Source organism: Paracidovorax wautersii, from assembly GCF_900113035.1.
GTDB lineage: Bacteria > Pseudomonadota > Gammaproteobacteria > Burkholderiales > Burkholderiaceae_C > Paracidovorax > Paracidovorax wautersii.
The window spans coordinates 102,115-118,925 of the sequence record NZ_FONX01000002.1; the positions used below are offsets into that span (position 1 = coordinate 102,115).

Below are 16,811 nucleotides of genomic sequence, written 5' to 3' on the forward strand. Positions count from 1 at the left end.
ATCCACAGGCCCCGGCCGCCCTCGGCAACGCCCGTGCCGCGCGGCCTCTGGCGGCGCGTCTCGGCGCTCGCGCCCTTGCTGCTGCCCGCGGCGGCGGCCGTGCCGGTCGCGGCGCTGGCCCACGCGCTGTTCGGCCTGGGCCTGCCGGTGGCGCGCTGGCGCGATGCCGCCGTGTTCTTCGTGCTGGCGCCGCTGCTGGAGGAATGGGTGGTGCGCGCGCAGCTGCAGGCATGGCTGGAGCAGCGCCTGCGCGGGCTGCGCCACGCAGGGCATGGGGCACAGGTGCTGGCCACGCTGTTCTTCGCGGCGTTGCATGCGCCGTCGGCGGGCTGGCTCTGCGTGCTCTGGTGCCTGCCGGGGCTGGCGCTGGGCGAGCTCTGGCGCCGCCGCTGCAGCCTGGCGATGAACGCCGGGCTGCATGCCTGGTTCAATCTCACCCTGTGGTGGGTGTCGGCCGGGCGCTGAGGGCCTCGCCGGCCGCGGTGCCGATGCGGTGCTCGATGCGCACCACGGGCGCGAGCCGGTAGCCGAAGCCGCGCACGGCCTTGATGACTTCGGCCGAACCCAGCGTGGTTTCCAGCTTGCCGCGCAGCCGGCTGATCAGCACGGCCAGGTTCTCGCGGGTGAGGGCGATGTCCTGGCAGGCCAGCGTGTGCAGCAGGAACTCGGTGCTTTGCTGGCGCTCCTGCGCCAGCGCCAGGCAATGCAGCAAGGCGGCCTCGGTCACGGTCAGGCGCATGGCGGCCTGGCCCGGGGCGGTGAGCGTGAGCGCCGCCGGGTTCAGCTGCAGCGCCATGTCGCTCACCGGCTGCATGCGCCGGCCCAGGTTGTGGATAACGCATTCCAGCTCCTGCACGCTGGTCGGCTTGGTCAGGTAGACGTCGGCGCCGGCTTCGTAGCCCCGGCTGCGGTCGCTGGGCTGGGTGCGCGCGGTCAGCAGCACGATGCCCATCATCGGGAAGGCCGCGCGCAGGCGCCTCGCGATGCTCAGGCCGTCTTCGAACGGCAGGTTCAGGTCCAGCAGGGCGATGTCGGCCGGGCTCAGGCGCAGGGCGGCGTCCATGGTCTCGCCGCAGTCCACGCCGCGCACGTTCCAGCCGGGGCGCTGGAGGAAGGAAACCATTTCCTCGCGCAGCGCGTCGTTGTCTTCGACCAGGAGGATCTCTAGCAGGGCAGCCATAGGGTGAACTCGGCGCCTTCCGCGCCATCGATGGAGGAGGAAACGGGTTGGTAGCGGATGTGGCCGCCGTTCAGGGCCGCCACTTCATGCACCCAGAACAGGCCCAGGCCGGTGCCAGAGAGGTGCTGCGCCCGGGGGGCGCGGTAGTACTTGCCGAAGAGGCGCTGCGCATCCGGCAGGCCGGCGCGGCCGGCGGCGTTGCGCACCGCGATCTCGAATCCGTCGCGGCCGTCCTGCGGCTGCGGGCTGAGCGTCACCTGCACCGTGCTGCCGGCCGGCGAATAGCGCAGCGCGTTGTCCAGCAGGTTGCGCAGCATCAGCCGCAGCAGGCCGGCATCGACACGGGCCGGCAGGCCGGGCGCATGCAGGGCGATGCGGTCCGGGGCGCTGCCTTCGCCGCCGCTGGTTTCGGCATCGGCCGCGTGCAGCGCCACCTCGGCCTGCAGCAGCTGGGCCACGTCGTGGTCCGCACGCTCCACGCGCACGGCGCCGCGCTCCAGCAGGTCGGTGTCGGTGCACTGGCGCAGCACGGCATCGATGTCGGCCACCGAGCGCTGGATGGCGTTCAGCCGCGCGGTGCGCTGGCCCTCGTCGGTGAGGCGCCCGCTGCGCAGCGTGGCGGCGGCCACGCGGATCGCCGCCAGCGGGTTCTTCACCTCGTGGATCAGCATGTCCAGGAAGCTCGCGGCCTCGCGCCGGCCGCGCTCTTCCACGTCCAGCCGGGTGGCCGTGTCGTGCAGCTGGCTCTGCAGCAGCAGGCGTTCGCGCAGCTGCAGCTGCATGTGCCGCGCCAGCACGCACTGCTGCATGATTTCCAGCGCCAGGTTGACCGGCAGCGCCGGATAGACGTTCAGCTCCGAGATGTGGCCGATGCCCAGCAGCGGCAGCGCGTAGAACACCACATACACCGCCACGATCAGCGAGGTCGAGCGCATGAGATAGCGCACGATCCGGTCGGGCAGCGAAATGCACCACATGGCCACCGGCGCGATGCAGACATGCACCAGCACCAGCACGACGTTGGAGAACACCGCCCAGCGCGGCGCGTCCCAGATCAGCAGGCAGGCCAGCTGCAGCGGGAAGGCAGCGAGCGGTACGAGATAGACCAGCCGGGTCCAGCGCGGCGCCTTGAAGGTGCGCATCAGCTGCCAGCCCAGCAGGTTGGAGCCCGCGAAATGGGCGCAGCCCAGCAGCGAGGTGCCCCGGTCCACCCAGAAGGCCTGCTGGTCCAGCGCGTACTTGGCCGCGAAGCCCAGCACGAAGCCGGTGTAGAGCAGCGACAGCAGGTGGAAGAGCGCGCTGTAGCCCCAGATCGGCTCGCGGCTGCTCCACCAGTAGATCAGCGACAGACCCAGCAGGCACAGCACCATGCCGCAGTAGAGGCCGATCAGCCCGTGCAGTCCGGAGTCGAAGCGCAGGCTGTCGCCCGGCGAGAACACCCAGGGCCGCAGCAGGCTGCTGCCCTGGGTGCGGATGCGCAGATACACCGTGGTCGGCGCGGTGCCGGAGGGCGAGAGGTTGAAGCTCGACTGCACCTCGGCCCGCTCGCGCTGGGCGTAGGGGTGCAGGTCGCCGCCATCCACCGCTTCCCAGCCGTCGTCGCCGTGGCCGGCTCCGGCGCGCCGATAGAGGCGCACCTCGTCCAGCACCTGGGGCTGCATCGTCAGCACCAGCCGGGGCAGGTGCGTGGGCGGGATGGTGAGGCGCAACCAGGTGGTGGCGCCGGTGTAGCCCAGGCTCAGCGGAACGGTGACGGGGCGGAAGCCGGCATGCTGGACGGATTCAATGGTCTGCGAGCCGTCCCGGTCGATGAGCAGCGCCACCTGGGCCGGGATCTCCTCGAAAGCCCAGGCGGGCGCAGGCAGGGCAGTTATCCACAGCAGCAGCAGCCATGCCAGCACGGTCGCCAACGCCGGCCGCAGGCGGGCTGGGCGCGGTTCGGCAACGATGGCGGGCAGGGGGCATGAAAGCATGCCCGATTGTCAATGACTATCAGGTGGCGTTGTCGATTGCAGTTCGTTTTTTTGTGGAATCCATGCCCCGCTGCCGGTCAGCCGAGCGAGAGTTCCTTGTGCTCGCCCATGTCCTTGGGCGGCTTGCCGGTGACGGCGGCGGCGGCCATCTTGAAGAGCTGGAGCATCTTGTTCTCCTTCACGTCCCAGTACTCGGCGTGGCCGATACGGACGGACAGCAGCGCCAGGTTGGGGTCGGTAACGCCGTCGGGGAACCAGGCCTTGGCCATGGGCGACCACAGGGCCTCTTTCTTGGCCATGTCTTCGATGAAAGCGGCATGGCCGGAGAGTGACACGTAGCTGTCCTTGCCTGGATCGGCATAGTTCACGTTGACCTGGCTGTCGCGCTGCAGGCGCTGGTAGAGCTCGCCGTTCTTGGGGATGAAGAAGTACAGCTGCGATTGCTCGTCGATGTCCTTGTTCTGCGTGGTCAGCGGGTGGGCATGCAGTTCGCCGCTGTCGGCGCGGTGCGTGAGCATGCCGAAACGGATGTCCTTGATCAGCTTCCACAGCGTGGCGTGGGTCGATTCGGTCTGGCTCATGAGAGGTCTCCGGCGGGTTGATTGAATGAATGAAGGGGTGGAAGAACGAAGGCAGGGGAATCCGCCTTCGGTCGGTTCATTCACTCTAGGCCGGGCTTGGGCCGCGCCAGGTCGGCAAGCGGCCCCGCTGCCTGTGGGGGCCGTCCGACAGTTCCGTGAGCGGCTGTGGACAACTCCCGGGCGAAGTTGTCCACAGGCCGGCTTCAGGCCTTCTTCAGGAACTCGGACTTCAGCAGCAGGCTGCCCAGGTCGGTCTTGCAGTCCACGTTGTGGCCGTCGGCGCCGTCCACCAGGCGGATGCCCTTGATCTTGGTGCCCTTCTTGAGCGTGGCGCCCGCGCCCTTCACCTTCAGGTCCTTCACCAGGATCACCGCGTCGCCGTCGGCCAGCGGGTTGCCGTTGGCGTCGCGCACCGTGCCTTCGCCGGCATCGCCGCCGGCGTCATCGGCCTGCGCAGCGGCGCCGGCCTGGGGCCATTCATGGCCGCAGTCGGGGCAGATGTAGAGGTCGGCGTCGGGGTAGGTGTTCTCCAGGCCGCATTGGGGGCAGGCGGGGGTCGTGTGGGGCATGGTCGTTGTCGCGCCGTGGGGCGCAAAAAGCCGGGGAGTATGCACCTGCCGCATGCCGGGCCCCGCCCGCCACGCGCCTACGCGGCCCCGCGCCGCTCCAGCGTGAAGGGCGGCAGGCCCTTGAGCAGCCGCTGGCCGTAGGAGGTGCGCACCAGCCGCTTGTCGTAGCAATAGACGTGGGCGCGGTCTTCCTCGGTGCGGATGGCGCGGCCCACCCATTGCGCCAGGCGGATGGCGGTGGCCGGCACCACCAGCTCGCTGAACGGGTCGCGCCCGGCGGCGCGCAGCCATTCGGCGCGGGCCTCGCCCACCGGGTCGTCCGGCGGGGCGAAGGGCAGCTTGGTGATGAAGAGCGATTCGCACAGCGCGCCCGGCAGGTCCAGCCCTTCGCCGAACGACTGCATGCCGAAGATGATGGACGGCTCGCCGCGTTCCACGCGCTCGCGGTGCTGCGCCAGCAGCTGCGGGCGGGGCAGGGCGGTCTGCACCAGCACGCTGGCGCGCATGGCGGTGGGCAGCGCATCGACGGCCTGGCGCATCTGGTCGCGCGAGGTGAACAGCACCAGCGCGCCGGATTCGACCAGCGCCAGGTCGCTCAGCAGCGCATCGACCATCTCGGCGGTGAAGGCCTGGGCCTCGCGCGGGTCGGCCGTGGTCTCGGTGGCGATCAGCGTGCCCTGCAGCGCGTAGTCGAAGGGGCTGGGCACTTCCAGCGTGGTCACGGCTTCGTCGCCGAAGAGCCCGGCTTCGCGCAGGAAGAAGTCGAACTGCCCGCAGCTGGTGAGCGTGGCCGAGGTCAGCACCGCGCCGCGCACGGCCGACCAGAGGTTGTTGCGCAGCGTGTTGCCCGGCAGCACCGGGCTGGCATGGGCCTTGACGACGATGTAGTCGCCATCGACCTGCAGCGTGAACCACTTGGCGGCGGGCACGGCGCCCTCGGGCGCGTCCTGCAGCAGCAGCTGGGCGGTGGCGTGCGCAGCCTCCAGCCGCGGCGCCAGCGCGCCGATCTGGGCGTAGAGCGTGGACAGGCGCCGCGCCTCGTCGGGCTTGTCGCGGATCTCGGCGCGCAGGGCCTTGGAGATGGCGCGCAGCGCGTCGAGAAAGCCCTCGGCATGGTGCGCGGCCTGCGACAGCGGTTCGATGAGCTCGGGCGGCAGCACGCCGCCGGCCACCCGGGCGCGCGTGGGCACGCCGGGCGCCTGCGGGCGCGCGCGGCCGCCCCAGGCGGGGCGCGGGGCGCGCAGCTCTTCGCCATAGACGTCCATGGCCAGCCGGGCCGCGTCCTGCAGCGCGGTGCGCAGGCGGGCGGCGTGGTTGGGCACGTCGGCGATTTCCTCGACCTCGACCAGCGCGCCGATGCGCAGCGCGCGGCTGGCAAGCTTGTCGATCCAGTTCAGGCGGCTCAGGTCGGCCTCGCAGGCGAACTGCTGCAGCGCGGTGGCGGGCAGGTGGTGGGCCTCGTCCAGCACCAGCAGGCAGTTGTCCAGCTCGGGCAGCAGCCGCGCGCCGATGGAGGAGAGCAGCAGGTCGTGGTTGGCCACGATGACCTGCGCGGCCACCAGCGCCTTGCGCCGGTCGTAATAGGTGCATTGGCTGAACACCGGGCAGTGCTTGCCGGTGCAGGAGCTGGACTCGGCCGCCACCGGGCTCCAGACCTCGGATTCGGGCGGGGCCTGCAGCGTGTCGCGGTCGCCGTCCCACTGGCCGGCCGAGAGCGCATCGGCCATCGAGGTATAGAACTGCATGCGCGCTTCGGATTCGTGGCGCGGCCGGCGTGCGCGTTCCTCGGCTTCCTCGTCGGCGAAAAGATCGTCGCCCTCACCGCCTTCGCCATCGCCGCCGGCCGAGCCGCCGCTCGCCAGCCGTTCGAGCTTGAGCTTGCACACGTAGCGCCCGCGCCCCTTGGCGAGCGCGAAGCGGAAGGGCTGGGCCATGCGCGCGGCCAGCGCTGGCAGGTCCTTGTTGACCAGCTGCTCCTGCAGCGCCACCGTGGCCGTGGAGATCAGCACCCGCGTGCCGCGCTCCAGCGCCATGGCGATGGCCGGCACGCTGTAGGCCAGCGACTTGCCCACGCCCGTGCCCGCCTGCACCACGGCGATGGAGCGCTGCGGCGCGGGCGGCGGGGCGCCTTCGCCCTCGCCATCCTCCAGCTTGCCCAGCTGCGCGCGCGAGAAGGTGTGGGCCACCTGCTCGGCCATGCGGCGCTGGCCCGTGCGGCTGCGGAAACCCTCGGTGGCCGACACCACCGCATCGAAAGACTGCAGGGCCTGAGCGGCCCACTCCTGTTGAGACATACAGTAGTGTGACATGGAAGCCGGGTCACAGCCGGCCAGCGCGCCAGCCTACAGCCCGTGCGCGGCGCCGCTCCTAGGATGGCCCATCGCCCCACGGCGACATGAACCACCAAGAGACCCCCGACATGGCCGAACATTCCACGCCCCCCACCGATCCCGCCCAGCGCCCCGGCGGCAACCCCCGTTCCGAACTGCCGCCCGACGCGCACGCCGGCACCGAACACCGCTCGGTGGACACCACCCGCGCCGAACTCCCGCCCCATCCGCCCGAGGAAGGCGGCAAGGACGAGAAACATTCCTCGCCCCTGATGCCCCACGAGCGGGACCAGTCCGTGGGCATGACCGATGGCGCGCCCGACGCCAACGTCGAGCAGGCCTACCGCGACGTGCAGCGCGGCCTGCAGGACACCGACCGCGGCCAGCCCACGCACGACGCCTACCAGAAGCAGAAGCAATAAGGCCCGCACCGCTGCGGCCTGCGGTCACGCCGCTATCAAAAAAATAGCTGCCAGCGCTTGTATTGCAAGCGCTGGCAGCCTTTTTGGGGCTCAAAGCCCGGGGCGGCTCGTTACTTCTGCAGCGTGGCCGTCAGCGTCACTTCCGGCACGCCGGCCAGCGCCTTGGAGAGCGGGCAGTTGGCCTTGGCCTCGTTCGCGATCTTCTGGAACTGCGCTTCGTCGATGCCCGGCACCTTGGCGTTCAGCGTCAGCGCGATGCGGTCGATCTTGAAGCCGTCGCCTTCCTTGGCCAGGCGCACCTTGGCCGTGGTGTCCAGCGTTTCGGTGGCGATGCCCGCCTTGTCGCAGGCGAACGAGAACGCCATGGTGAAGCAGGCGGCATGCGCGGCGCCCACGATCTCCTCGGGGTTGCTGTTCTTCGTGTCGTCGCCGAAGCGGCTGGCGAAGCCGTAGGGCACCTTGTTCAGCGCGCCGGTTTCGGTGCTGATCTGGCCCAGGCCGGCCTTGCCGGCGCCTTCCCAATGCACGGATGCGGATTTTTCTGCAGACATGGTGTGGATAACTCCTTCGATGATGGCGGGGGATGCGGCGCCCGCCGGGGCGGCAGGAGCGCGGAGACTGACCCTGCATCTGACCATCCGCCACGGCCCGCCCGCTGTGGGACGGCGCCGCGCCCTGGGGTCTGACGCGCGCTGCCGCGCCTGTGCTGCGCTAACCTGCAGTGCAACCCGCGACGACGGGCCCGGCACGCCTGCCGGCCCGACAACCCTGGAGGTGTTTTCCGCCCATGCGCCGATCCTTCATCCCACCCCTGGCCGCGCTCGCCCTGGCCGCCCTGCAGGCCGGCCCCGCGCAGGCCGCCGGCCGCGTGCCGCCAGCGCCGGAATACACGGTGCAGCTATCGCACCCGGACAACCGCTACGTGGTCACGCCTATCGAGGGCGAGCTGCCCACGCTGGAAGGCCTGCCCGCGCAACTGCCCTACGGCAGCTCTTCCGGGCAGTGGGGCGAGTCGGGCAAGTACTTCACCGAGCAGCACGGCACGCCGGTGGGCGCCCGCATCGTGTACTTCTCGCGCTACGAGGACGCCTTCTACCGCCTGAAGGCGGAATTTCCGCTGGACGTGGTCAAGACCCTGGCGCGCCGCGCCTATGCCAACAACGAATCCCAGTCGTCCGACAAGCAGCTGAAGCCCTTCATCGACACCCAGGAGGTCCCCGGATACGCCGAGGAGTTCAACCGCATCGGCTACGCCTACGAGCCGCTGTCGTCGGTGGTGCTGGGCTTCGCCCCGCAGGGCATGGTGGTCGTGTGGTTCCAGTACGGCTATGTGTCCGTGCAGATCGGCGAATACCGCGCCGAGCGCATCGTGGACGACGGTGCCTATGCCCGGCGGCTGTTCTCGCGCATCTCGGCGACGCGCGAGGAGATCCGCGCCAGCCGCTTCGATCCCGATGCCTCGCCGCAGCGCTGGCAGGCCTACCAGACGCGTTACCGCTGGACGCCGCGCTTCGTGCTGCCCCCCGGCGCCCCGCAGCTGTACCGCGCGCAGATCGAGTACTTCAACGGCGAGAGGGAAATGCTGCTGCGCCCCTGGGTGGACCAGCCCGCCACCTTCCCCCGCGCCATCCCGAAGGAGATCACCGTCTTCTGGCGCTCCGCCCGAGGCAACGTGCTGCAGGGCACCGCCACCTTCGACTGGCCGGCCGTCAACAAGGCCTTCGGGCGCGGCGAGCCCGGCCCGGGCGTGCTGGAGATGCGGCTCAGCGAAGAGGATCAGAGCGTCGCCCTGCAGATCGACGGCCGCCCCGTTCCCGCGCTGACCTGGGAGGCCGGCCGCAGCGCCCAGACCTTCCGCGACTGAGCCAGCGGGGCTCAGCCCGGCGTGCGCCGCCGCTCCATGCGGATCGCGTCGAACGGGCAGCGCACGTCGCACAGCGCGCACCCGGTGCAGCCGGCGGCATCGTGCAGCACCGAGCGTTTCGGCCCCCAGGGCTGCGGCCCCTGCACCTGCAGGGCCAGCACATGCGGCGGGCACACGGCCACGCACCAGCCGCAGCCCGTGCAGCGGGCGGCATCGATCACCGGCAGGGCCTTGGCGGCGGGGGGCATGGGATGGCGGCGGGCGTGGTGGAGGCAGCGCAGGAGGGAAGGGCGCGGCTCCGGTGGTGGCGGTGGCGCCCCGTCCGTCAGCGCGGCGTGCGCTGCGGGTTCGCCATGGCCGCCGCGCCATAGGCGCAGAAGCCCGGCTTGGGGCTCTTGGTGCGCGGATGCAGCCGGCAGGTGTCCGGCCGCTGCTCATAGACCGTGCAGCGCCGCGTCTGCGCATCGAGAAAGTGGCAGTCGCCGCTGGCGCGCCGCGCCAGGGTGAACACCACGTTCTTGTGGTTGAAGTGGTCGATCAGCCGCGCTTTTTCCAGCCGCTTGGCGATGCGCCGGGGCGCCTCGTGCTCGGCCTCGAAGGCATCCACCAGGCCCAGCCGCACCAGGTCGGGCAGCTGCACCTCCAGCGGCATGGTGCAGCAGTTGGCCGCGCAGCTGTCGCACAGGCCGGCGCGCCAGCGCGTCCAGGTGGCGGGGTTGTCGACGTTGACGATGGAGATCGGGGAGCGCATGGGTGGGCGATTGTGCCAAGGCACGCGGCCCGGCGGCCGCATGCGGGTTCTGCCAGGTTGCCAAGCCCCGGGCCTGCCCTAATAATTTTGCCCAAGCGATCCGGCTCAGAGCCCGCCCGGCAAGAGGCGCGCCGCATACGGGCACAGCGTTTCCGGGCCCGCGCTGGCCTGGTCCCAGGAGACAACATGGACACACGCCTCGCCAGGCACGCGAGCCTGCCCCAGGAGCACGACATCCTCGCGCTGATCGACCAGGCCCATCTGCGTTCGCGGGCCTTCGGCATCGCGTCCGACGACAAGCCCGACCATTCCGGCCTGCTGCCCAGCCTGCTCAAGGACGCCCTCGAAGAGAACCGCTTCCTGTTCCAGCACGCCGTGCCGGTCATGGAGGCGCTCAACAGCCAGATCTCCAACACCCACAGCATGGTGCTGCTGACCTCCGCGGAAGGCCTGGTGCTGCATGCCATGGGCGACAACGACTTCCTCGAAAAGGCCGACCGCGTGGCCCTGGTGCCCGGCATGGACTGGAGCGAGCGCAACAAGGGCACCAACGCCGTCGGCACCGCGCTGTCGGCGCAGCAGCCCATCACCGTGCATGGCAGCCAGCACTACATGAACGCCAATCACGGCCTGACCTGCTCCTGCGCGCCCATCCTCGACCCCTACGGCCGCCTCGTCGGCGCGCTGGACGTGACGGGCGACCACCGCAGCTACCACCAGCACACGCTGGCGCTGGTGCGCATGTCCGCGCAGATGATCGAAAACCACATGTTCGCGGGCAGCTTCCCGCACGCGGTGCGCGTGCATTTCCACTCGCGCGTGGAATTCCTCGGCACGCTGGTCGAAGGCATCGCCGCCTTCACGCCCGAAGGGCGCTTCATCTCGGCCAACCGCAGCGCGCAGATGCAGCTGGGCATGTCCTTCGGCGCGTTGCAGGCGTACACCTTTTCCTCGCTCTTCGGCCAGCCCATCTCGGCCCTGCACGACCTGTTCGGCCACACCACCAGCACCGTGCCGCGCCAGTTCTGCCTGCACACCGGCGTCATGGTCTGGTGCCATGCCGAAGCCCAGCCCGCCCGCCCCTGGACTGCACCGGCCACCTCGCCCCTTTCCGGCAAGGCCCACGAAGCGCCGCCGCAGCGCACAGGCGGCAGCAGCAGCAGCGCCGCCGCAGCGGCGGCCACGCGCCGGGCGCAGCTGTCGTCGCTGCAGTACCTCGACACGGGCGACGCGCAGCTCGCCGCCATCATCGCCAAGCTGCGCAAGGTGGCCGACCGCGACATCCCCGTGATGATCCTGGGCGAAACCGGCTCCGGCAAAGACCTGCTGGCCCAGGCCATCCACAACGACTCCGCCCGCGCCGCCCAGCCCTTCGTGGCCGTCAACTGCGCCTCCATCCCCGACACGCTGATCGAAGCCGAACTCTTCGGCTACGAAGAAGGCGCCTTCACCGGCGCGCGCAAGAAAGGCGCGCCCGGCAAGATCCAGCAGGCCCACGGCGGCACGCTGTTTCTGGATGAGATCGGCGACATGCCCCCGCACCTGCAGGCGCGGCTGCTGCGCGTGCTGCAGGAGCGCAAGGTGAGCCCGCTGGGCGCGGGCCGGGAGGTGGAGGTCGATGTGACCGTCATCAGCGCCACGCACAAGAACCTCAAGGAACTGATCGCCAGCGGCAGCTTCCGAGAAGACCTCTACTACCGTCTCAACGGCCTGGTCGTGCGCCTGCCGGCGCTGCGCGAACGCAGCGACTTCGACGCGGTGATGAAGAAAGTGCTGCACGCGCAGGACGGCGGCGCCCAGGTCACCATCGAGCCGCAGGTGCTGGAGCTCATGCGCGCCTACCACTGGCCGGGCAACGTGCGCCAGCTGTACAACCTGCTGCGCACCGCCTGCGCCATGGTGGACGACGACCGCGTCATCCGCGTGGAACACCTGCCCGACGACTTCCTCGACGAACTGCGCGTGCCGCTGCGCCCGGCCGCACGGAGCCTGGCCGTGCCTGTGGCTGCTGCCGCCGCTGCCGAACCCGCCGCCGGCAGCACCACCCCCTGCCTGCAGGACGTGACCCTGCAGGCCATGGCGCAGATGCTGCGCCTGCACAAGGGCAACCTCTCGGCCGCCGCCAAGGCGCTGGGCGTTTCGCGCAACACCATCTATCGCAAGAAGAATTTGCTGCCGCCGGATTTGCTCAATTGATGGCGGCGGGAAGTTTTCCTTGCTGCGACCGTCGTTGTTTTGGTTCGCCTCTGCTTTCCGTACTGCCTCTGGCACAGCTGCGCGGGGCTTGTGGATGGCCGTGACCTTGTGTGACACACAGATCAACAGTTCGTACGGAAGGTGCTCAGCTGTTGTGCACGGTGTGCCACACACATCGAAAAAGTAGGTAGCAGCGGCGACTTTCGCGCCTTCTTCCTAGCCGAACAATCCCGCATCGTCGTCTCCCTGAGCTGCTCGTGCACTGACTTACATCAGCGACTGGCAGATCGCCACTCGATGCAGACCGCCCGTCAGATCGAGGTGTATTGGCGGCTGTGGCGCACACCCCGAAAGTCCTTACTACCTACTTGATCAAACTTGATTTTTAATGGTGTGCACCGATAATCCAGAGGCTATGCACAAAGTTATCCACACCATCAATGTCAAGAACGCCATCCAGGCGTTGGGGTGGACACAGAAGGATCTTGCCGCCCAGCTCGGGGTGACGGGGCAGGCAGTTACGAATTGGATGAAGGGCACAGATTTCCCCCGCCCTGACAAGTTGCTCAAGCTGGCAACTACCCTGAAGCTGAGTTTTTCCGACTTGGTGCAGTTGCCTCAGGCCGAGCAGCCCGTGGTAGCTTTCCGCAAGAAGGGCGGCGCAAAGACTAAAGACGATCATGTCCTGAAGGCGATGGGTATGGGCGCGTTGCTTAAAGCTTTGGTGCCCTATCTGTCCCCTCTCCCTCAGCTACGCCGTCAGCTTTCGGCGCCGTCTACAGAGTACGCTGCGCTGCAGGACGTGGTCGCCCAGGTGCGCAAGAGTCTGGGTTTGGGCGAAGGCGGGGTACTCCACTACGAACTGCTGTTGGGCGAATTCGCGGACAACGGAGCGGTTGTGGTGCCCGTGATGTGGGGTGCGCTGCATAACCACAAGAATGCTTTGCACATTCTGCTGCCGCAGGAACGGGTCACTTTCATCTTCCTGAACCTGGATACATACCGTGAGGACTTCAAGTTCTGGATGGCGCACGAGTTGGCGCATGTGTTCACGCCTCGGTTGGCAGGCTATGAAGAGGGTGAAGACTTTGCGGATGCTTTTGCCGCTGCCTTGTTGTTTCCCAGGGAGCTGGCCTGCGCAGCCTACGCGCAGGTGGCAGGTCAGTCCAAGTCCCATGAGGCAGAAGTGCTGCAAGCGTATGCGAGCGAGCACGACATTTCGTTGAATACGGTCTTTCAGGAGATCAACCGGTTTGCAAGTTCGCAGGGGCTCACCCCCCTCAAGCACCAAGCGGTCGAAATTCATAAGTTGCGCAACTGGCAGCGCGGCAAGCTGGTCAGTGAGTCGTTGTTCGCCCCTCTGCCGCCCGAGCCTGCTGCCTATTTGGCTGCTGCCGAGCGTCAGTTTCGCAGTGACTTCTTCCACGCCTTGCGTCGGATGGTGCAGGAGAAGCAAACCGGCCCGGGCTATCTCCAGCAGGTGATGGATATCCCCATGCAAGATGCCTTTGCGCTGTATGGGGAACTGACCCGGTGACCACGGAAGTCCTTCTGGACACCAACACCTACCTACGGCTTGCCAAACGTATTCGCCCCGCAGTGGGGCGACAGTTTGGGCAAGTGCCCTATGTGGTGGTGATCCTGAAGGCTGTGGAAGACGAGGTGCATCGCAGCCCCAGACTCAAGTTCCACAATCCCTGGTTCGATGACCCGGAGTTTGCGCAGGAGCGTATGGCCAAGCAAAAGCGCTTGTCCGCTGACGACAAGAGCGCCATGAAGTTGGTGCAGGGTGTGCTGCTTGGCATGGTGCAAATGGAGGTTGATAAATACACCTCACACCGCCGCGAGCCGCCCGGCGTTACGGATTGCTGGCTATTGGCCTATGCCCAGGTCAAAAATGCTGTGGTTGTGACCGACGATCTGGGCATGCATACGCTGGCGTCGGAAGCGGGGCTCAAGGTTTGGCATGGATTTGAACTGCTTGCCAAGCTCAAGACAGCAAAGGTGGTGGACAACGACCTCGTGCGTGAAATCTACGATGCTCTTGAACGCAATGACGATATGACTGAGACGTGGCGCCAAGCGAAGCATAGGGAATTCGCGAGAATTTTTAGCACGTAAGCGCTGGGCAAAAAGAAAAACCTCCAAGCAATAGGCACCAAGGTGCACTACTGAAGGAGGCCGTGTTGGGAGTGACTGTAGTTAAACGTCGATATTCCCAGCCCGCAAGGCGTTGGTCTCGATGAAGTCCCGCCGCGGTTCCACCTCGTCGCCCATCAGCATGGTGAACACGCGGTCGGCCTCGATGGCGTCGTCGATCTGCACGCGCAGCAGGCGGCGGACCTGGGGGTCCATCGTGGTTTCCCAGAGCTGTTCGGGGTTCATTTCGCCCAGGCCCTTGTAGCGCTGGCGGGCGGTGGTGCGTTCGGCTTCGCTGATGAGCCAGGACATGGCCTGGCGGAAGTCGCCGATCTTTTCTTCCTTCTGCTTGTCGCCTTCGCCGCGCAGGGCGCGTGCACCTTCGCCGATGAGGTCGCGGAAGGTGTTGGCGGCTTCGGACAGGGCGGCGTAGTCGGCGCCGTGGACGAAGTCCTGCGTGATGATGCTGCTCTTGACGTTGCCGTGGTGGCGGCGGCTGATGCGCAGGATGGGCTTGTCGGTGCGGGCGTCGAATTCGCCGGCCACTTCGGCGGGGATGCCGTTGGTGGACAGCTCGCGCAGCTTGGCCTGCAGGGCGACGGCGCTGGCTTCGGCATCGGCCACCGTGTCCAGGTTCAGGCTCACGCCGTCGGCGATGGCGCGTAGGGCTTCCAGGTCCATGAAGGCCGAGAGGCGCTCGATGACGTGCTCGGCCAGCTGGTGCTTGCGCGCCAGTTCGGCCAGCTGCTCGCCGGCCAGCGTCTGCGGGCTGTCGCCGCCGGTGGTGACGCTGGCGTCGCGCAGGGCCACGCGCAGCAGGAAGGTGTCGAGCGCGGGGCCGTCCTTCAGGTAGAGCTCTTCCTTGCCGTTCTTGACCTTGTAGAGCGGCGGCTGGGCGATGTAGATGTGGCCGCGTTCGACCAGCTCGGGCATCTGCCGGTAGAAGAAGGTGAGCAGCAGGGTGCGGATGTGCGCGCCGTCCACGTCGGCGTCGGTCATGATGATGATGCGGTGGTAGCGCAGCTTGTCCACGTTGAAATCGTCGGCGCCGCTCTTGCCGTCCATGGCGCCGCCGGCCTTGCCGATGCCGGTGCCCAGGGCGGTGATGAGGGTCAGGATTTCATTGGAAGTGAGCAGCTTTTCGTAGCGCGCCTTTTCCACGTTCAGGATCTTGCCGCGCAGCGGCAGGATGGCCTGGAACTTCCGGTCGCGGCCCTGCTTGGCGGAGCCGCCGGCGGAGTCGCCCTCGACGATGTAGATCTCGCACAGGGCGGGGTCTTTTTCCTGGCAGTCGGCCAGCTTGCCGGGCAGGCCCATGCCGTCGAGCACGCCCTTGCGGCGCGTCATTTCGCGGGCCTTGCGGGCGGCTTCGCGGGCGCGGGCGGCTTCGATGATCTTGCCGCAGAGGATCTTGGCGTCGTTCGGGCGCTCTTCCAGGTAGTCGGTCAGCGTCTTGGCGACGATGTCTTCGACGGGGGCGCGCACTTCGCTGGAGACGAGCTTGTCCTTGGTCTGGCTGCTGAACTTGGGTTCGGGCACCTTGACGGAGAGCACGCAGCACAGGCCTTCGCGCATGTCGTCGCCGCTGACTTCGACCTTGGCCTTCTTGGCCAGTTCGTTCTGCTCGATGTACTTGCCGATGACGCGCGTCATGGCCGCACGCAGGCCGGTCAGGTGGGTGCCGCCGTCGCGCTGCGGGATGTTGTTGGTGAAGCAGAGCACCTGCTCGCTGTAGCCGTCGTTCCACTGCATGGCGACTTCGACGCCGATCTCGGTGCCGGGGATGCCGCCGTAGCTGTCGGCCGGGCGGTTGCCGGTTGCGTGGAAGGGCGTGGGGTGCAGCACCTTCTTGTTGGCGTTGATGAAATCGACGAAGCCCTTGACGCCGCCGGCGCCGGAGAAGTCGTCTTCCTTGCCGGTGCGCTCGTCCTTGAGGCGGATGCGCACGCCGTTGTTCAGGAAGGAGAGTTCGCGCAGGCGCTTGGCGAGGATCTCGTAGTGGAAGTCGTGGTTTTCCTTGAAGATCTCGGTGTCGGGCAGGAAGTGGACTTCGGTGCCGCGCTTGTCGGTCTCGCCGGTCACGCGCATGGGCGAGACTTCGACGCCGTTCACCGTCTCCAGGATGCGGTTCTGCACGAAGCCCTGGCTGAATTCGAGCACGTGGACACGGCCGTCGCGCCGCACCGTCAGGCGCAGCATCTTGCTGAGCGCGTTCACGCACGAGACGCCCACGCCGTGCAGGCCGCCCGAGACCTTGTAGCTGTTCTGGTTGAACTTGCCGCCGGCGTGCAGTTCGGTCAGCGCGATTTCGGCGGCCGAGCGCTTGGGCTCGTGCTTGTCGTCCATCTTCACGCCGGTCGGGATGCCCCGGCCGTTGTCGGTGACGCTGATGGAGTTGTCGGAATGGATGGTGACGACGATGTCGTCGCAGTGGCCGGCCAGCGCCTCGTCGATGGAGTTGTCCACCACTTCGAACACCAGGTGGTGCAGGCCGGTGCCGTCGGACGTGTCGCCGATGTACATGCCCGGGCGCTTGCGCACCGCCTCCAGGCCTTCCAGGATCTGGATCGCGCCTTCGCCGTAGCCCTCGCTGGCGCCGGCCTGCTGGGTGTCGATCTTGTGCGTGGGCGTGGGCTGGGCGTCGTCGCCCGCGCCGTTCTCGGAAGGTGCGGGCAGGTGGTTCTCAGCGGTCATGGATGGCTAGCCTTGGGGTGTCCGTGGAGACGTCGGGAGGAGCCCGGCGCTTCCGTCAATCAATCTGTCTATCGTTGTTGCGGTCTGTCCGGAGCCCGAAAGCGGCTCCGGC

15 protein-coding genes are annotated in these 16,811 nt (G+C 67.9%); 6 read left to right on the top strand and 9 right to left on the bottom strand.

Annotated features, from left to right (window positions below):
* The first annotated feature begins 33 nt into the window (after nt 1-33).
* Nucleotides 34-465 carry a CPBP family intramembrane glutamic endopeptidase gene (locus BM070_RS03080; protein ID WP_175518404.1) on the top strand — a complete coding sequence of 144 codons (432 nt, stop codon included), beginning with the start codon at nt 34-36 and terminating at the stop codon, nt 463-465.
* On the opposite strand, the gene BM070_RS03085 is transcribed toward BM070_RS03080, so the two are convergent.
* From BM070_RS03085 to dinG, 5 genes are all read right to left on the bottom strand, one after another.
* Nucleotides 434-1,180 carry a response regulator transcription factor gene (locus BM070_RS03085; RefSeq protein ID WP_092937492.1) on the bottom strand — a complete coding sequence of 249 codons (747 nt, stop codon included), beginning with the start codon at nt 1,178-1,180 and terminating at the stop codon, nt 434-436. The genes BM070_RS03080 and BM070_RS03085 overlap by 32 nt on opposite strands.
* A complete protein-coding gene (locus BM070_RS03090; protein WP_092937494.1) occupies nt 1,165-3,153 on the bottom strand; it encodes a sensor histidine kinase in 1,989 nt (662 codons plus the stop codon). The genes BM070_RS03085 and BM070_RS03090 overlap by 16 nt, the downstream gene beginning before the upstream one ends.
* 77 nt (nt 3,154-3,230) lie before the next feature.
* Nucleotides 3,231-3,734, bottom strand: coding sequence for a pyridoxamine 5'-phosphate oxidase family protein (locus BM070_RS03095; RefSeq protein WP_092937496.1), 504 nt, complete (start codon nt 3,732-3,734; stop codon nt 3,231-3,233).
* Nucleotides 3,735-3,937: 203 nt separating this feature from the next.
* Complete coding sequence (locus BM070_RS03100) at nt 3,938-4,303, bottom strand: zinc ribbon domain-containing protein YjdM (RefSeq protein ID WP_092937498.1); 366 nt, start codon at nt 4,301-4,303, stop codon at nt 3,938-3,940.
* 77 nt (nt 4,304-4,380) lie between these two features.
* A complete protein-coding gene (gene dinG, locus BM070_RS03105; protein WP_092937500.1) occupies nt 4,381-6,597 on the bottom strand; it encodes an ATP-dependent DNA helicase DinG in 2,217 nt (738 codons plus the stop codon).
* A gap of 101 nt (nt 6,598-6,698) precedes the next feature.
* Between dinG and BM070_RS03110 the strand changes: the two genes are divergently transcribed.
* On the top strand, nt 6,699-7,055 hold the full coding sequence (locus BM070_RS03110) for a hypothetical protein (RefSeq protein ID WP_092937502.1): 357 nt from the start codon (nt 6,699-6,701) through the stop codon (nt 7,053-7,055).
* Between the two features lie 110 nt (nt 7,056-7,165).
* Here BM070_RS03110 and BM070_RS03115 read toward each other — a convergent pair whose 3' ends face one another.
* Complete coding sequence (locus BM070_RS03115; RefSeq protein WP_092937504.1) at nt 7,166-7,606, bottom strand: OsmC family protein; 441 nt, start codon at nt 7,604-7,606, stop codon at nt 7,166-7,168.
* Between the two features lie 236 nt (nt 7,607-7,842).
* Between BM070_RS03115 and BM070_RS03120 the strand changes: the two genes are divergently transcribed.
* Nucleotides 7,843-8,919, top strand: coding sequence for a DUF2931 family protein (locus BM070_RS03120; RefSeq protein ID WP_092937506.1), 1,077 nt, complete (start codon nt 7,843-7,845; stop codon nt 8,917-8,919).
* Between the two features lie 11 nt (nt 8,920-8,930).
* Here the strand turns inward: BM070_RS03120 and BM070_RS03125 are convergent, their stop codons facing one another.
* Together BM070_RS03125 and BM070_RS03130 are read right to left on the bottom strand one after the other, a co-directional pair.
* Nucleotides 8,931-9,167, bottom strand: a complete 237-nt coding sequence (locus BM070_RS03125; protein WP_092937508.1) for an ATP-binding protein — start codon at nt 9,165-9,167, stop codon at nt 8,931-8,933.
* A 77-nt stretch (nt 9,168-9,244) separates the two neighbouring features.
* Nucleotides 9,245-9,670 (bottom strand): YkgJ family cysteine cluster protein, encoded by a 426-nt coding sequence (locus tag BM070_RS03130; protein WP_092937510.1) that lies wholly within the window; start codon nt 9,668-9,670, stop codon nt 9,245-9,247.
* A 186-nt stretch (nt 9,671-9,856) separates the two neighbouring features.
* Here BM070_RS03130 and BM070_RS03135 point away from each other — a divergent pair, with 186 nt between their 5' ends.
* The 3 genes from BM070_RS03135 to BM070_RS03145 all read left to right on the top strand — a co-directional run bounded on the left by BM070_RS03135 (nt 9,857) and on the right by BM070_RS03145 (nt 13,987).
* Nucleotides 9,857-11,866, top strand: coding sequence for a sigma-54-dependent Fis family transcriptional regulator (locus BM070_RS03135; RefSeq protein WP_092937512.1), 2,010 nt, complete (start codon nt 9,857-9,859; stop codon nt 11,864-11,866).
* Between the two features lie 415 nt (nt 11,867-12,281).
* Nucleotides 12,282-13,403, top strand: a complete 1,122-nt coding sequence (locus BM070_RS03140; protein ID WP_092937515.1) for a helix-turn-helix domain-containing protein — start codon at nt 12,282-12,284, stop codon at nt 13,401-13,403.
* Nucleotides 13,400-13,987 (top strand): hypothetical protein, encoded by a 588-nt coding sequence (locus BM070_RS03145; RefSeq protein WP_092937517.1) that lies wholly within the window; start codon nt 13,400-13,402, stop codon nt 13,985-13,987. Before BM070_RS03140 ends, BM070_RS03145 begins: the two co-directional genes overlap by 4 nt.
* 81 nt (nt 13,988-14,068) lie before the next feature.
* Here the strand turns inward: BM070_RS03145 and gyrB are convergent, their stop codons facing one another.
* Nucleotides 14,069-16,699, bottom strand: a complete 2,631-nt coding sequence (gene gyrB, locus BM070_RS03150; RefSeq protein ID WP_092937519.1) for a DNA topoisomerase (ATP-hydrolyzing) subunit B — start codon at nt 16,697-16,699, stop codon at nt 14,069-14,071.
* Nucleotides 16,700-16,811 lie beyond the last annotated feature (112 nt).

Bases quoted from the DNA above. Each gene is read 5' to 3' on its own strand.
- BM070_RS03120 (WP_092937506.1), top strand. From the start codon at position 7,843: ATGCGCCGATCCTTCATCCCACCCCTGGCCGCGCTCGCCCTGGCCGCC.
- BM070_RS03090 (WP_092937494.1), bottom strand. From the start codon at position 3,153: ATGCTTTCATGCCCCCTGCCCGCCATCGTTGCCGAACCGCGCCCAGCC.
- BM070_RS03125 (WP_092937508.1), bottom strand. From the start codon at position 9,167: ATGCCCCCCGCCGCCAAGGCCCTGCCGGTGATCGATGCCGCCCGCTGC.
- BM070_RS03115 (WP_092937504.1), bottom strand. From the start codon at position 7,606: ATGTCTGCAGAAAAATCCGCATCCGTGCATTGGGAAGGCGCCGGCAAG.
- BM070_RS03135 (WP_092937512.1), top strand. From the start codon at position 9,857: ATGGACACACGCCTCGCCAGGCACGCGAGCCTGCCCCAGGAGCACGAC.
- BM070_RS03130 (WP_092937510.1), bottom strand. From the start codon at position 9,670: ATGCGCTCCCCGATCTCCATCGTCAACGTCGACAACCCCGCCACCTGG.
- BM070_RS03100 (WP_092937498.1), bottom strand. From the start codon at position 4,303: ATGCCCCACACGACCCCCGCCTGCCCCCAATGCGGCCTGGAGAACACC.
- BM070_RS03095 (WP_092937496.1), bottom strand. From the start codon at position 3,734: ATGAGCCAGACCGAATCGACCCACGCCACGCTGTGGAAGCTGATCAAG.
- BM070_RS03140 (WP_092937515.1), top strand. From the start codon at position 12,282: ATGCACAAAGTTATCCACACCATCAATGTCAAGAACGCCATCCAGGCG.
- dinG (WP_092937500.1), bottom strand. From the start codon at position 6,597: ATGTCTCAACAGGAGTGGGCCGCTCAGGCCCTGCAGTCTTTCGATGCG.
- BM070_RS03110 (WP_092937502.1), top strand. From the start codon at position 6,699: ATGAACCACCAAGAGACCCCCGACATGGCCGAACATTCCACGCCCCCC.
- gyrB (WP_092937519.1), bottom strand. From the start codon at position 16,699: ATGACCGCTGAGAACCACCTGCCCGCACCTTCCGAGAACGGCGCGGGC.
- BM070_RS03085 (WP_092937492.1), bottom strand. From the start codon at position 1,180: ATGGCTGCCCTGCTAGAGATCCTCCTGGTCGAAGACAACGACGCGCTG.